Here is a 13,388-nt window from a genome sequence, read left to right as displayed (position 1 = left end):
CTGGGCGGCGTCACATTTCCACGGGATCCGGCCAGCCACTGCTGCCCCGGCGTAGTGTCGGCGCCATGCACGACTCCCTCGACGACGCGGAACAGCCGCGCTGTCCGGAGTGCTCGGCCGTGTTGCGGGACGCCGGCCACGGCTTCGCCTGTCACTCCTGTCGGATCGTCGTGATCGGCAGCATCCCCTCCGCCTGACCCGGTTCCGCGCGCCGGCGGTGCGGGTTAGATGTAGCAGTGGTGCACGTGCCAGTCGGTCTCGGCCCGGTAGACGTCGAAGACCACTGTCTCACCGGCCTCATCCGTCGCTTGGAACCGCCACCCGTACAACCCGCGAGACGGCGCGCCGGGGGTGGCCCAGATCGAGTCCCGCAACCGGGTCGGGATGTCGGTGACGCGCCACCGGCGGCCGGCGTAGAGCATCCGCACTGGGATGTCGTCGACCATCCATAGAGTCACTTCGTGTTCTACCGCCACCTCGCCCATGACACACAAGAATAGAACATAGCTTCGAGTCTTGCTAGAGTCGGGGATGCGGCCGGATGAGGGGATGTCCGGGATGGGGACCAGCAAAAGGTACGCCGAGTATTACGACCGGCAGATGGACAACCGCATCATGCAGCGCATCGCCGAGGAGAATCCGTTGCAGTCGCTGACGGCGGAGGAGCGCCGCGAGGACACCCTGCCGGTCACGCGGGATCCGCGCCCGAAGGCGTGTAAGGCGTGGGTGCGGTTCGGCCCGTACGCGATGCTCGTCGACGCCGTCGTGGTGGTCTGGAACGACCTTGCCTGCGGCATCCAGTTCACCGTCGGCGAGAAGGAGTTGCGCTGCTGGGTGTGGGCGAATGCGGTGAGCGCCGTCGCCTGAGGACGGTGCGGTCGAGCCATGCCCGCGTTCAGCGGCGCAGAGGCGTCGTCGTTGGTGTGGTCGACGAGGCGCGTGTTGCTGCGTGCGATTGGCGAGCGACGTTCTCGGCGCGGTGTTGCGTGGCGTCCAGGCCGGCCCGGATGCGGCGTTCGGTCTCGGCAGCGACGAGCTGCTGCGCGTACTCGCGGTGCGTGCGGACGAGGTCCGCGTGGGCGCGGGTGCGGGTCTGGTACTCGTCGGCGAGCCGTTCTCGAGTGGCGAGAGGCTCTCCGTCGCTTCCGGCAGGTCGGCCGTGTCCGGTCGCGGTGTCGCCGGCGATTCGGGCGTCGAGGTCGAGGAGGGTGCGCCACGTGTCGTGTAGCCATTGCGTGGCCTTGTCGAGCTCGCTGCGGGTCGTGGCCTCTCGTCGCTGGTACTCGGCGTGTACCCGGTCGATGTCGAGAACGTGGCCGAGGGGTCGTCGGGCGTGGTCGGTCCATGGGGCAGGCATGGGTGGGCGGGCGGCGCGGCTCAGTTCGGTGCGGGCGGCGCGGAGCGAGTCGTCGATGCTCACCTCGGGGATTCCGCGGAGCATGCTGTCGGCGATCCGGTCCCGCGCTGCCGCTTTGGTGCCGGCGATCGCGATCGCCTCGTTGTGGCTGCGGCCGCGGGTCATCCCGACGTAGAGCCCGGACGCGTCCACGTCAGGGCCGACGACGGCGGCGTCGGTGGTCTCCCCCTGGATGCCGTGCACCGTCGACGCGTAGGCGAGGTGCACGTGGCGAGCCGCGTAGTCGAGGGTGACCGTGCGGCTGTCGCCACTGTCGGAGGTGCTCGCCAGCTCCAGGCCGGTGGGGGTGATGTGGCGGATGGTCCAGACGGCCCGGTTCTCGACGTCGGTCTCGCGGTCGTTGCGGCGGGTCTGCACCACGTCACCCTCCAGCAGGCGCTGCTCGCCCTGCCCGACCGCGATCCGATCCAGCGTGAGCTCGCCGGCATCGACGCGGCGCTGCTGGATGGCCTCGTTGATGGTGTCGGCTTCGTCGTTGGTGCCGGTGACCAGGGCGACGCGGTGGTGGTCGCGGGTCCAGCGGAAGTACGCCTCGACCATCACGTCTCGCGCCTGAACATGGTCCGCAACCCGGTGGATCAGGCCCCGGGCGTCCAACTCCGCGGCGACCGCAAGAGCGGCCTCCTTCGACGCGGGTTCCCGCATCCGCAGCGTGAGCGCGGCATAGTCCGGGTCGCGGAACCGGTGCACCGCGGTCAGTCCGACGACAGCGGTGGCGCGCCGGGTGAGGGCGGCCATCGCGCCGGAGTGGCCGACCGGGCGAGCCTGCAGGTGATCGCCGACCATCGCGATCCCAGCGCCGGTATCGGCCGCGACCGTGGCGAGCGCGCTGGCGGTGTGCAGGTCGATCATGCCCGCCTCATCCACCACGATCCGATCCCCCGCGGCCAGCGGGAACCGTCGCGGCCCCTCGTACACGTAGCCGGTGGCGGTGTCGAGGTCGCCCGGAGCCAGCCGGGTCCACACCTCGGCGCCGGCGTCGTCGCGACCCCACCTGTAGCCGTGATCGGCCAGTAGCGCGTGCAGGCTCGACGCCGTCGTGCCCAGCTCGCGGCCGGCGACCGACGCCGCCTTCTTCGTCGGCGCCACCACGACCATGCCCCGTCCGCGACGGGCGAGCGCGGTCTTGGCGACCCGCAGCATGGTGGTCTTTCCCGCACCCGCGGGGCCGGTGACCGACACCAGCCGATCGGTACCCGCGATCGCCGCCGCCGCCGCCACCTGCTCCCGATCTATGGTCACCCCCTCCCGCAGCACCTCGCCCGCAGTCGCGACCACTTCCGCCTCGGGTGCCGGGAATCCGGCGTGGGTGAGGGCGTCGAATCGTGCGGCGAGTTCGACCTTCAGTGCCGCGGTCGCAGTGGCCATGTACGCCTTCACGTGGGCGGGCCGGTCTCCCTCCTCCGCCAACAGGTCAACGGTGAACTCGCCGGCGCGGCGCAGCACCTCATCGATCACCGGTTGCAGGTCCTCGCGCGCGCCGACGACGCCGGACGAGGCCAGCGCGCGGGTTGCACCGGCGCGCAGATCGAACAGGCTGAATCGTCCCCCGCATGCGGTGGAGCGGGCATCCGCGTCCACTGCAGCGCGCGCCGCGAGCAGGCCGTGGTCGAGTTCGAGTTCGAGTTCGTCGAGCGTGGCCGCACGCACCGGCACCGCGGCTCGAGGCTCTAGGAGGGTGGGGTCGAGGGTGGCGAGTTCGTCGGTGATGAGGTGTTCCCAGGCGGTCTCGTCGATGGTGTCGGGCTTGTTGGGGCGGGCCTTCGCCCACGCCACCCGGTCGATCTGATGCAGCTGGTCGGGGCTCGGCTCCTGGCCGGGGTGCTCTGCCCGCCATGCGGCGAGCAGCATCGCCCGGTTCGCTTCGATCTGTGTCGACCGCCGTGATAGCGGCCGCACCACATGCGCCAGCTCTGCGATCTCGCCGTCGCCGTTGAGGGTGTAGCCGTGGCGGGCGAGCGCGTGCAGCCAGTCGGGGTCGGTGCGGGCGGCGAGCTCCCCTTCCGCGTTGATGACGGTGTGCAGCTTCATCGCGACCCGGGAGTCCACGTTGGACCATTGCCCGTCGCAGCCGAGCACCTTCACGCTCAGCCACAGGTGCCGGTGAATGTGCGGGTCCAGCGCCCGCGAGCGGCGGTGCTGCAATTCGACCACCTCCACCCGGTGCAGGGCTTCGCGGACGCGGCCACCGGCACCGCGGCGGGCATTCAGTTCCGCCTGCCAGGTTGTGATGATCCGGTCGCGCAGACGGTCCTGCAGCGCCTCGAACGCGACCGCCAACTCCGGGTGGATGAGCGCGGCGATGCTGTACGACTTCGGCGCATTGATCGTGCCATCCAGGATCAGATCCGCCTCCGCGGAACGCAGATCCCGGCCCCGTCGCTCCCCGGTCACCGGGTCGCAACCATCCACCCACCGCCGTAACCCGGCGTCGTCCAGCAGGTCCGTCCGGATCACGCCATCCTCGACCGCGAACCGGGTCACCCCCGCCGAGTCATCGCCCCCGTACCCGGCGAGCGCGTCCACGCCCGCGGATCGCAGGTGCGAGTCGCACGACCCCTTCAGCGCATAGGAGATCGCTTGCCGAACCCCTTGAGATTCTGCACCCCGCTTCCACCGCTCGAGGCCACCCCGCATTCAGCCAGAGTAGCCGCAAACTGCTTAACTTGAAACGACTTCCACAGAAAGTGCCTGCGTGCATTCCGATTTTCTTGGTCGCGCTTCCTCGCTCGTCGCTCGTCGGTCGTCGCTCGTCGGTCGTCGCTCGTCGCTCGTTGCTCGTTGCTCGTTGCTCGTTGCTCGGGAGACCTTCGTCAGCGCGGGCTTCGTCCGCGGCGCGCGGCGTCTGCGGATTTCGACCTGGCGTTCGCAAACGAAGCCTCCATCGCGCACCTCATCGACCCGGCTATCCGCAACCACACCTGCCACGGCTCCGATCGCGCTGCTGCCCTCCCCTGCGCCTCGAGCAACGACCAGCTTGCGTGCGACCTGCATCCCCTCCTCAGTAATGTGGCCCAATGATCTGGAAGCGCCGGAGCCGCGACCAGGTCGCATCTTTGACTCCCGAGCTGAGACAGCTGATCGTCGAGTGTCACGTCGAGACGTTGTCTAAGCAGCAGCGGGCCGTCGAGCAGTGGGGTATCGGAACCGCAGATCATTGGTCAGCTGATCTCGCTGCAGGAACGCTCTCATTCGAGTTCCCCGATCGCATCGTCGCCGGACGAGTCCAGCTGCTTGGCAGCTACGCGATCACCCCCGGCACCTGGCTGTGGGGCTGGGCAAATGGATCCGTCCCGGAGCCCGTCACTGGTGCATCGCTAGAGGTAAAGGCGATCGCGACGCGACCCGGCCTGCAGTTGCTCCATGACGCGAAACTTCAGATCCCGGCGGAGTTCGCTGATGATCTCGCCAATGTTGCGGTCGAGGTGGCCGGCCTGGACGGTTGGTACCGGGCACCCTCAGCAACCAACTACGTGTACTTGGGCTTCACCGACCTAGAGGTCAGGCCTCTCTAGGCATCCACGCAACTCCTCGCCAGCCCTAGGCGCCGGACCGGTGCTCCGCCACGCCTGAGGACCGACATCCGCACGCCAACGAACGGTCCATCGACTGCCCTCGGCTCATGGGTGGTAGTGGTCGCCCGCTCGATATGCCGCCCGACGGCGAGGGAGGCAGGGGCTTTCGCTATGGTCGACGAATGCTGATGACGTCCCCTGTGGTGGTGGGGTTTCCGGTGGGGTCGCCAGTGTCGTAGACGTTGGTGAGCCATCGTGCGATGGTCAGTGAGAACCGGCTAAAGCTACTCACAGAAGGACACAACGCACGATGGCTCTTGACCAGTCTGCCCTCCTCGAGCTCCTCGGGGAACTGAAACTCACCGACGTCAGCGACCGGATCCGGGTCGCGACCGAAGCGCTCTACCAGGAGCTGATCGACGCGGAAGCGGCCGCGTTCATCGGCGCCGCCCCGTATGAGCGCAGCGTCGACCGGGTCGCGGTCCGCAACGGCTCCCGACCGAAGACCGTCAGCACCACGGCCGGGGATTTGGAGTTGCGGATCCCGAAGCTGCGTACCGGGTCGTTCTTCCCGTCGCTGCTGGAACGGCGCCGCCGGGTCGACCAAGCACTGTTCGCGGTCGTGATGGAGGCCTATGTCCACGGCATCTCGACTCGCAAGGTCGACGATCTCGTGAAGGCGCTGGGCGTGGACACCGGGATCTCGAAGTCGGAGGTGTCGCGGATCTGCGCCAACCTGGACGAGGACGTCGCCGCGTTCCGCGACCGGCCGCTGGCGGACACCACCTACCCGTACGTGTTCCTCGACGCGACCTACTGCAAAGCCCGCGTCGGCCGGCGGGTGGTGTCGCAGGCCGTCGTCGTCGCTATCGGGGTCGCCGCGGACGGGCGCAGGGAAGTGCTCGGCTTCGAGGTCGGCGAGACCGAATCGCAGCCGTTCTGGACCACCTTCCTCCGCTCGTTGAAGGCCCGCGGCCTCGGCGGGGTGAAGCTCGTGATCAGCGACGCGCACACCGGCCTGATCGCCGCGGTCGACACCGTGTTCCAAGGCGCCAGTTGGCAAAGATGCCGGGTCCATTTCATGAGGAATGTGCTCACCGCGGTCCCAAAGGCGGCCGGCCCGATGGTCGCGTCGATCATCCGCACGATCTTCGCGCAACCCGATACCGAGCACGTGTTCACCCAGTTCCACGAGGTCACCCGCATCCTGAGCCGCTCGCACCCGAAGGTCGCCGACATGCTCGAGGACGCCAAGGACGACCTGCTCGCGTTCTGCCAGTTCCCGTTCCAGCACTGGCGTCAGATCTGGTCCACGAACCCGCTGGAGCGCGTCAACAAGGAGATCAAACGCCGCACCGACGTCGTCGGCACGTTCCCCAACCCCGCCGCGCTGCTGCGCCTCGCCGGGCACGTCCTCATCGAACAGCACGACGAATGGGACGGCGCCGACCGCCGCTACTTCAGCGAACACTCCATGGCCCTGCTGCTCACCGACAGCGAGGAGGTGAGCATCCCCGAACTCACCGCAGCATAATCAAACAAGCTGACCCGCACGGTGTCGAGAAACTCCACCAACAAGCGGGACGTCACCCGAATGCTCCCGCCCGACACCCCGCGACTGCACTTTCGCCACATGGCTCCGCCCGATCTGCCCGCCATGGCCGACCTTCTCTGGAATCCCGAGGTCATGCGGTTCTATCCCGCCCCGAAGACCCGTGAGCAGGCAGCCTCGTGGATCGACTGGAACCAGAAAAACTATGCCGAGTACGGGCACGGGCTATGGATCATCGAAACCATCTCGGGCGAGTTCGTCGGGGATTGTGGCCTGACCTGGCAGGACGTCAACGGCACCCGGCGCCTCGAGGTCGGCTACCACGTCCTGCCCCACTGGCAAGGGCAGGGGCTCGCGACGGAAGCGGCCGCCGCATGCAGCGACTTCGCGCGAGACCGCCTCGGGGCTGAGGAACTCATCGCGATAGCCCACCCCGAAAATCGCGCGTCGACCCGGGTGGCGGCCAAGATCGGGATGCATCGGGAGAACGAGGACCGCGGCAATGACGAAGCGGTGCGCTGGGTTCTGAGCATGCCTTTGGTGCTCGCCTAACGACCGACGTGCGGTCGCCGTGCGTAACAGGTTCCGTCCCCTTGCTCACCCTAGTGCATCTGCGACTGGCCCGAGGCTGGCCGGCCGTAGCAGCCCCGGCCAGGGTCCGCCCATGAGACCTGTAGGCTCAGGCCATTTGCGCGGAGTTATCGGCTGAGCGCTTTGGAAACGACGCTACGAATGCGGTCGGCCACGCTCTCCGTGTTCGATTCCTCCAACGGCAACGCGGCGAGCTCGGCTTGGACCGCCTGAGTTCGCATCTTTGTCGCCTCCTGAGCTCTCCAGAGCTCAAGTTCGGCGATCGAAGGGAGTGGAAGTCGCCGTGAAGTCCACTTCAATGGCCACGACGCCACGGTAAGCGTTGTCACCCATCCCGCTATTGCCGCAGTGAGCAAGCCGTCGGACGCCGAATCCACTGGCACTATCGAGCTGAGCAACGGTGCAAGAAGCAATACGGCCACGACCCAAAGAGCGATCAGCGGGAGGTACGCCATGCCGGCGCTGTCGACGACCTCGCGAAACCTGTACCGATGCCCCAACCCCACGAAAGTAGTGAGGATGACAGCGATCACTAGGCATCCCAGGAGCCAAACCCATGCCGAGGTGAAAATGGACCACACGTCGGCGTCGACAGACGACAGTGCCAGCGCGCCAAGACAGCACAGCAGACCCATCAAGGACGGCGTGAGCCAACCAAGTAGCGAGAGCACGCGTCCCCGATCTGGTTTCCGCTCCCACATGGCATTCAGTCGATTGGCTGTCTCATCCAAGCGCGCGGCGTCCTCTTGCAGCTCGTGTCGTCGCTTGGCCAGCGACACATTCATCTGGAAGCCGAGGTGAAGAACGAGGAACAGGACGATCCCGGTGACGGGCACGAGCGCGATGACCGTGCCCCACGCGGATGGCTCGGTGAAAGCGTACGCAGCTACCAATGCTCCAAGCAGTATCGCTGCCGCGCCAATTGCCGCGCCCGCGATCCCGAGGATGTTCCGCGTGCTGGCCAGCTTGTCCAGTTGAAGGAGTTGGCCACCTATGGACACGGCGTAGAACGCGAGCAGTACCGAGACCATGATCGAAAGCGACCAATCAAGACTCTCGGAGACTCCCTCTCCAAGCACGGCAATCCAAGCTAGACCGTTGCCAGACTGCCAGCCGATCAGTGCGGCAACCATCAATGGAAGGAACCACAGATACGACCACCATGCGACGTGGCTCAGAGCACGAGACTTCGGACGCGGAACAAACCCTCGGTGATACTCGCTCGAATCCTTCGTCTCAGACATCGCCACAGACTGATCCCCATCTCGCCAAGGCGCTAATTGTGGTACGAGGTTAGCGCCAGCGATTCCTCGACGGCGAAGAACGACGCCTGTCAATCCCGGCCCGGCTGATTCAGGCCTACGCGGCCTCCGCTACGCCGGTGAAACTACCCATCGCTATGTTCCCAGCCCAGATTCGTGGGCCCGCTGGCGGACCGGCGTGCGAGCACGCCCACGCCCATCCGTCGGACCGACCTCGGCCCGCCAGCAGCGTCGAGCGTGGGAACTTCGTGTTGCGCGCTTACGACGTGTCGGGTGCCGAAGAACCGGGCAGCTCGTCGTCTTGGGACGAGAGGGCTGCCGAGGGAATGTCCTTCGACACCTGCTCGTCCACCACGACCTCTTCGGGCTTGCGGAGGCGAGGTGGGGCGGCAGACCAGTCCTTGAGTCGCTGGCCGACGACGTCGTAGGACTCGAGGATCGAGTCCATCACTGAATCGATGAAGCCGGATCTCCCCGCCAGCCGAGCCCCGCCCATCTTCCCGATGTACGTGACAGTGAACGACTTGATCTCCTTTGTGGGATCGGCGACAAGGACGCCGGGATCCTCACGAGCGGTCTTCAGAAGTTCGGCGGTGCCGCCACGCTGACGCGCCGCGAACGCCTCAATGCGGAGAGAATCGGGGGCGTCCTTGAGCTGGCGCAATAGCCAGTTGACCCTCGTGGTGGGCCGGCCCTCGGCGGGAGCGCTCGTGGAGAAGGAGCAGGTGACCTGCCCTGCGCGGATATCAACGGTCACCGTCAGCGGCGACACCGCATTCGGGATCCGAATCGCGCCCGACATCTTGCCCTCGGTCACCAACATGTCGGTGACGGCGACGATTCGAAGCGCCGGGTTGGCGACCTCCGCTTTTGACAAGACCTGAGTGACGTCAGCGCCAAGCCGCTGCCCGAGCTTGAGCGCGCCATAGCGCAGCAGCGCATCGAACCGGCCCGCCACCTGCGCGGCATCCTTGTCGCTCTTGCGGAGCGTGCCACTCGACACCGAGTCACGAACCGGCACCCAGCTCGGCCCCATGTCCGTGAACTCGACGGCGCCCGACTTCGGGTGCTCGAGGTACCGGATCAGCTCACCCAGGATCCACGCCTGGTCCGGGTCAGCCACCCCACGGAATTCCTTCTGCATGATCGCGGCCGTCAGCACTTCGGTCCATGACAGATGGTGCATGGTGGCGTATCTGGACTTGCGCTTGTCGACGACGGTCGGATGTGTGCCCGCCGCGGGCGGGATCTCGTTAGAGATCGTCAGCAACGCATCGAAGCGGTGTTCCCGCGCGACGTCCAGGTAGTTCTCCAGCTGTTCCCGCTGGAGTTCGTTGTTGCCTGTCTTGACCTCGACGAGCGCGGTCCAGATCTTGCTTCCCCGCTTCACTCGAATGAGGCCATCGGGAAACACCTTCTTGTCACCCAACTGGAACGGCACCTCGATGAATGTCTCAAGCACCCCCGCCGGCGCTCCCATACGACCCGTTACTACCCGGCCATATTCCTTCACCGAACTCATTACCGCGAGCAGAGCCGAAGTCGCTCGTCGCTCCTGCTCTTCAGCACCGTTGATCCCGGACGTCGGGATCAGACGCGCGACGTTCCAGGGGTTCTCTTCTGCCATCTCGACTCCATTGGTGACACGACTACACCCGAACGCTATCGGCAACCCCGCACCCTCTCGGGCATTTCGAACCGCAGCGCGTTGCGCGACCAAGTGCGTGAGGAGAAATCGACGAGGAGCGGCGTCGTTTCCTGGGTTAGTCCCGGGACGATACCCCGGACGCACTCCTGTCCACCTGCGAGACGTTTGCCGTAGCCCTACCTAGGATGAGCGCGTGGGATGGTTCGACACGATACGCAAAGCATTGCGACCCGCGACCGCCTCCGCGGTAGCTTTCAAGCCCGAGGCCACCACACTCACGCCGACACCCGAAACCGAAAGTGCGCGACGCGAGGAGCGTCCACAGAGCACGCACACATACGAGCGGATCTACTTGCCTCAGGATCAGCACGCTGAGCTTCTGCAGCCTCTACCCGACGGCATGCCGCCGCTTCGGCTCGTTCGCCACACCGGGGCACTCTGGCTCCGAGAGGACACGACCGGCCTCCTCGTAAACGTCGACAACCGGTACCTCCCGCGTCTTGGGATTTGGGGAGCCAAGCTACGAGGGCACAATCACTACGACGGCAAGGCCGTTCTCGGCCCCGCGGAACTCGTACGTGAACCGCAGAACCCGTATGACCCAAACGCCGTTGCCGTCCACGCTGGCGGGGTCATGGTGGGCCACTACAACAAAGGCATTGCTCGACGACTCGCCAAGCTTCTCGACGGAGGTGAGCCGCTCGTCGCATCCTTCATCGAGGTCGAACCGCCCAAGGTACTCGCTGCCAGCCGGGACATCATCCGCTATCTGTACCGGGACCTTCCCAACACATAGGGCGGCGTCGGTGGAATCCGACTAGCGCGGCGAGTCGCAACTACGTGGCGCCCAACCGCTACCGTCGGCTCCCCATGACGCCGGGTCCCGCGCCCAGTCAGAGATCTGTCCGCTCAGCGACCGGCTCACGGTCCGGTGGGACACCGAGTTCTTCAGCCGCTACTCGCCGCCCGGTGAGCCCACTCGATAATCGGCGCACTTCGCTACGGTCAATGCATGGGGCAGACGACAGTGGAGCTGGAGCAGTCGGGATGGCACACCCCCGCTCGTGACTTCATCCCGGCGTCCCACCGGGGTCTGCCGATGCTCCGCGTCTATCTCCCGTTCATCGACCGCGACGGGAACCCCGTGCGTTGGTCCCGGTACGTCGACGTCGACGAGCACCCGGCATCGCTGAACTGGTTCGAAGCGACACAGCATCTCGCCGCGACCCAACCCCAGGTCCTCGAACTGGTCTCGTGCATGGGCGTGCTCGACAGCTCGACCGCTGAAGCGCTGCGCGATGCCATCGGCGACCTGACCCTTCGATGCCTCCGCTGGGTGGGGTACGGCGAAGTGCCCATCGACTCACCCGTCCGCGTGCACGGTGAGGACTACTTCGGAGCCAATCTGATTCCAGCTGACGTGGAAGCCGGGCGACGGGTACCCGAGTTCGCCTGGGACGTCGAGAATCGGCTGGCATGGGGCGGCCGGCTATATCCGGATTCACTCATCATGGCCGCGGAGCTACCGATCTTCCGGCAGCTACGCAATGACCCTCGACTGGACTCGGCGTCGGCTCGGACGGATGACGTCCTACCCGGGAGCGTCGGAGACTAAGCCCGCGACACGAGATTCGTCCGCCCCTCTGCGACGCGGTGATGGACTTCGAATGATCGGCGGGCCGGCGGCGAGAGCTCGAGGGTCATCCGTCGAACTCCCACGGCTCTCTGTACTGGGCGCCACCGCCCTGCGCGTCCACAAGCTCCTGCGGGCAAACGAGTCTGTCCTCGCCGTAGTCGCGGGAGCGAGAGTGATTCCACACGGTGTCAGCAACGAAGGTTACCGATAGTCGGTAGCAGGTGTAGACAGACGACGGCGACGGAGCAAACCATCCGCTTGAGGCGGAGCTGCCGTCCGGGCGGTGCCCGGAGGTCACGAACACGTCAAACTCCAAGACCGGGTCGTTGCGCCCATCAGTACGTTCGGACACGTTGTAGAACACCGTCGCGCCGACGGCAGGATCGATGAAGTCGGGGCTCGATGCTCCGTCCCAGTAGTCCGCGACAGTGCCGAGCGAGTCAACGAAGCTCTTCGGGTCGGAGGGAGCGAGAACCGGATCGCCGAAGGCCTCATAGACCACGTTCTCCTGACGATCAAGCTGCAACCAGAGCGAGGAATCGATTGATGAGGGCGCGTACCCCGCGCACACCATCAGCGCGCCAGCGACCACAGCGCCCGCGACCACCCGCCTCGTCTCAAGGAACATCGGCCCCATTATCTGCGAATCGGGACAAGCTGCGTGCGTTGCTGGACCCGGTTGCGGGTATCGCCCCGTTACCTGTTCTCTCCCTGCTCCGCATTTACCGATGTCGCGCGGCCACCGTATGCTCCGCCCTGTGAGCGAATCTCCGCGGTCAGTGATCACGTGGGCCGTCGCGCCCGATGACGTCATCTACTGGATGCATTACGCAGATCATTGCGATCTCTCTCCCAGAGAGCGACAGGCCGCTCGACAGGTACGCGAGGGCATGCTCCGACTCCTGCGCAATCGCGATCATGCCGACGACATCCGCAACCAGTTCGCCACCAACGCCTTGACAGGTCAGCCGCAACCGACCGCTGACCAACGCCGGCAGTTCTATGAAGCGACCCTCCAGTTCTTCCAGACCTACTACGGCACGCTCTCCGCCTGGTCCGGGTTTCTCGTTCGCCTCGCGAGCCGCCTTCGGCTGAACATCCCGGCGACCGACAGCATGAAGCGGTTCATCGACTGGCTCGGTGGACGGTCTGGCGTTAGACCGCTCGCCACCTCACGCCTGGAGCAGCTAGAAGCCGCGCGCCAGTTTCGTGCCGTGTTCGACCATGTCGGCCAAGTCCAGCCCTTCGAATGGGATGTCTTCCAAGACGAGCCCGGCTTTGTCGAGCGCGTCCGGTTGTACGGGCCCACTCGCGGCCGCATCCCGGAAGGGGCTGCCGCCGACTCGGGGCCGCTTGCCGGTGAAGGTGGTTGGTCGTTCATTGCCCCCGGTATGTTCGACGTCGCAAACGCGATCGCAGAGCTCATGAACCACTTCATGCCCCTCATCGCGGGCGAGCTGCCACTCGGAGACGAGGTCCCAGTCACCTGTCCTGACTTCGAGTGGGAGCGCGACTGGAACCGCGACCGGCCGGTGCACTCAGAACCCGATTCTCTCTACCTCCCAACGGGCGCCCTCGTGGATCCAGTCACGGGCCGCGCGTTGGATTTACCGGGGCAGACCAAGGGCGTTGCGAGGTGCCGCGTAGGGCAAGCAATCGAGCAACGCCTCTAAGCACAGCTATTAGCAAGCGACCTTGCGCGATTCACATTGCGATTACGACTGCGATTAACGATGCGATTACTCTGCCGATCTACATGCGCGAAGA

13 protein-coding genes are annotated in these 13,388 nt (G+C 65.9%); 8 read left to right on the top strand and 5 right to left on the bottom strand.

Features of this window, described 5'->3' with window-relative positions; all coding sequences use genetic code 11:
- Positions 1-65 precede the first annotated feature (65 nt).
- Positions 66-197, top strand: a complete 132-nt coding sequence (locus ACEYYH_RS02165; protein ID WP_374976656.1) for a hypothetical protein — start codon at positions 66-68, stop codon at positions 195-197.
- A 27-nt stretch (positions 198-224) separates the two neighbouring features.
- Here ACEYYH_RS02165 and ACEYYH_RS02160 read toward each other — a convergent pair whose 3' ends face one another.
- Positions 225-446 (bottom strand): hypothetical protein, encoded by a 222-nt coding sequence (locus ACEYYH_RS02160; protein WP_374976655.1) that lies wholly within the window; start codon positions 444-446, stop codon positions 225-227.
- A 112-nt stretch (positions 447-558) separates the two neighbouring features.
- Between ACEYYH_RS02160 and ACEYYH_RS02155 the strand changes: the two genes are divergently transcribed.
- A complete protein-coding gene (locus ACEYYH_RS02155; protein ID WP_374976654.1) occupies positions 559-867 on the top strand; it encodes a hypothetical protein in 309 nt (102 codons plus the stop codon).
- 28 nt (positions 868-895) lie between these two features.
- Here ACEYYH_RS02155 and ACEYYH_RS02150 read toward each other — a convergent pair whose 3' ends face one another.
- A complete protein-coding gene (locus ACEYYH_RS02150; protein WP_374976653.1) occupies positions 896-3,943 on the bottom strand; it encodes an AAA family ATPase in 3,048 nt (1,015 codons plus the stop codon).
- Between the two features lie 491 nt (positions 3,944-4,434).
- Here ACEYYH_RS02150 and ACEYYH_RS02145 point away from each other — a divergent pair, with 491 nt between their 5' ends.
- The 3 genes from ACEYYH_RS02145 (at position 4,435) to ACEYYH_RS02135 (ending at position 7,036) form a co-directional block, all read left to right on the top strand.
- A complete protein-coding gene (locus tag ACEYYH_RS02145; protein WP_374976652.1) occupies positions 4,435-4,932 on the top strand; it encodes a DUF6882 domain-containing protein in 498 nt (165 codons plus the stop codon).
- Between the two features lie 310 nt (positions 4,933-5,242).
- A complete protein-coding gene (locus ACEYYH_RS02140; RefSeq protein WP_374976651.1) occupies positions 5,243-6,466 on the top strand; it encodes an IS256 family transposase in 1,224 nt (407 codons plus the stop codon).
- A 60-nt stretch (positions 6,467-6,526) separates the two neighbouring features.
- Positions 6,527-7,036, top strand: coding sequence for a GNAT family N-acetyltransferase (locus ACEYYH_RS02135; RefSeq protein ID WP_374976650.1), 510 nt, complete (start codon positions 6,527-6,529; stop codon positions 7,034-7,036).
- 146 nt (positions 7,037-7,182) lie between these two features.
- On the opposite strand, the gene ACEYYH_RS02130 is transcribed toward ACEYYH_RS02135, so the two are convergent.
- Positions 7,183-8,319 carry a hypothetical protein gene (locus tag ACEYYH_RS02130; protein ID WP_374976649.1) on the bottom strand — a complete coding sequence of 379 codons (1,137 nt, stop codon included), beginning with the start codon at positions 8,317-8,319 and terminating at the stop codon, positions 7,183-7,185.
- Between the two features lie 277 nt (positions 8,320-8,596).
- On the bottom strand, positions 8,597-9,964 hold the full coding sequence (locus tag ACEYYH_RS02125) for a hypothetical protein (RefSeq protein WP_374976648.1): 1,368 nt from the start codon (positions 9,962-9,964) through the stop codon (positions 8,597-8,599).
- A 214-nt stretch (positions 9,965-10,178) separates the two neighbouring features.
- On the opposite strand from ACEYYH_RS02125, the gene ACEYYH_RS02120 reads away from it, so the two are divergent.
- Positions 10,179-10,781: an HIRAN domain-containing protein gene (locus ACEYYH_RS02120; protein WP_374976647.1), complete on the top strand. Its 603-nt coding sequence runs from the start codon at positions 10,179-10,181 to the stop codon at positions 10,779-10,781.
- 216 nt (positions 10,782-10,997) lie between these two features.
- Positions 10,998-11,600 carry a hypothetical protein gene (locus ACEYYH_RS02115; protein ID WP_374976646.1) on the top strand — a complete coding sequence of 201 codons (603 nt, stop codon included), beginning with the start codon at positions 10,998-11,000 and terminating at the stop codon, positions 11,598-11,600.
- 85 nt (positions 11,601-11,685) lie between these two features.
- Here the strand turns inward: ACEYYH_RS02115 and ACEYYH_RS02110 are convergent, their stop codons facing one another.
- The gene (locus ACEYYH_RS02110) at positions 11,686-12,249 is read right to left on the bottom strand and encodes a hypothetical protein (protein WP_374976645.1); all 564 of its coding nucleotides are present in this window, start codon (positions 12,247-12,249) and stop codon (positions 11,686-11,688) included.
- A 130-nt stretch (positions 12,250-12,379) separates the two neighbouring features.
- On the opposite strand from ACEYYH_RS02110, the gene ACEYYH_RS02105 reads away from it, so the two are divergent.
- On the top strand, positions 12,380-13,294 hold the full coding sequence (locus tag ACEYYH_RS02105) for a hypothetical protein (protein WP_374976644.1): 915 nt from the start codon (positions 12,380-12,382) through the stop codon (positions 13,292-13,294).
- Positions 13,295-13,388 lie beyond the last annotated feature (94 nt).

This window comes from Microbacterium trichothecenolyticum, from assembly GCF_041938625.1.
GTDB lineage: Bacteria > Actinomycetota > Actinomycetes > Actinomycetales > Microbacteriaceae > Microbacterium > Microbacterium trichothecenolyticum_D.
The sequence above is the reverse complement of the archived record's forward strand: the minus strand, read 5'-3'. Positions and strand labels throughout refer to the sequence as shown.

Excerpts from the sequence above, each read along its gene's own strand:
- ACEYYH_RS02165 (WP_374976656.1), top strand. The coding sequence starts at position 66 with ATGCACGACTCCCTCGACGACGCGGAACAGCCGCGCTGTCCGGAGTGC.
- ACEYYH_RS02160 (WP_374976655.1), bottom strand. The coding sequence starts at position 446 with ATGGTCGACGACATCCCAGTGCGGATGCTCTACGCCGGCCGCCGGTGG.
- ACEYYH_RS02155 (WP_374976654.1), top strand. The coding sequence starts at position 559 with ATGGGGACCAGCAAAAGGTACGCCGAGTATTACGACCGGCAGATGGAC.
- ACEYYH_RS02145 (WP_374976652.1), top strand. The coding sequence starts at position 4,435 with ATGATCTGGAAGCGCCGGAGCCGCGACCAGGTCGCATCTTTGACTCCC.
- ACEYYH_RS02140 (WP_374976651.1), top strand. The coding sequence starts at position 5,243 with ATGGCTCTTGACCAGTCTGCCCTCCTCGAGCTCCTCGGGGAACTGAAA.
- ACEYYH_RS02135 (WP_374976650.1), top strand. The coding sequence starts at position 6,527 with ATGCTCCCGCCCGACACCCCGCGACTGCACTTTCGCCACATGGCTCCG.
- ACEYYH_RS02130 (WP_374976649.1), bottom strand. The coding sequence starts at position 8,319 with ATGTCTGAGACGAAGGATTCGAGCGAGTATCACCGAGGGTTTGTTCCG.
- ACEYYH_RS02125 (WP_374976648.1), bottom strand. The coding sequence starts at position 9,964 with ATGGCAGAAGAGAACCCCTGGAACGTCGCGCGTCTGATCCCGACGTCC.
- ACEYYH_RS02115 (WP_374976646.1), top strand. The coding sequence starts at position 10,998 with ATGGGGCAGACGACAGTGGAGCTGGAGCAGTCGGGATGGCACACCCCC.
- ACEYYH_RS02110 (WP_374976645.1), bottom strand. The coding sequence starts at position 12,249 with ATGTTCCTTGAGACGAGGCGGGTGGTCGCGGGCGCTGTGGTCGCTGGC.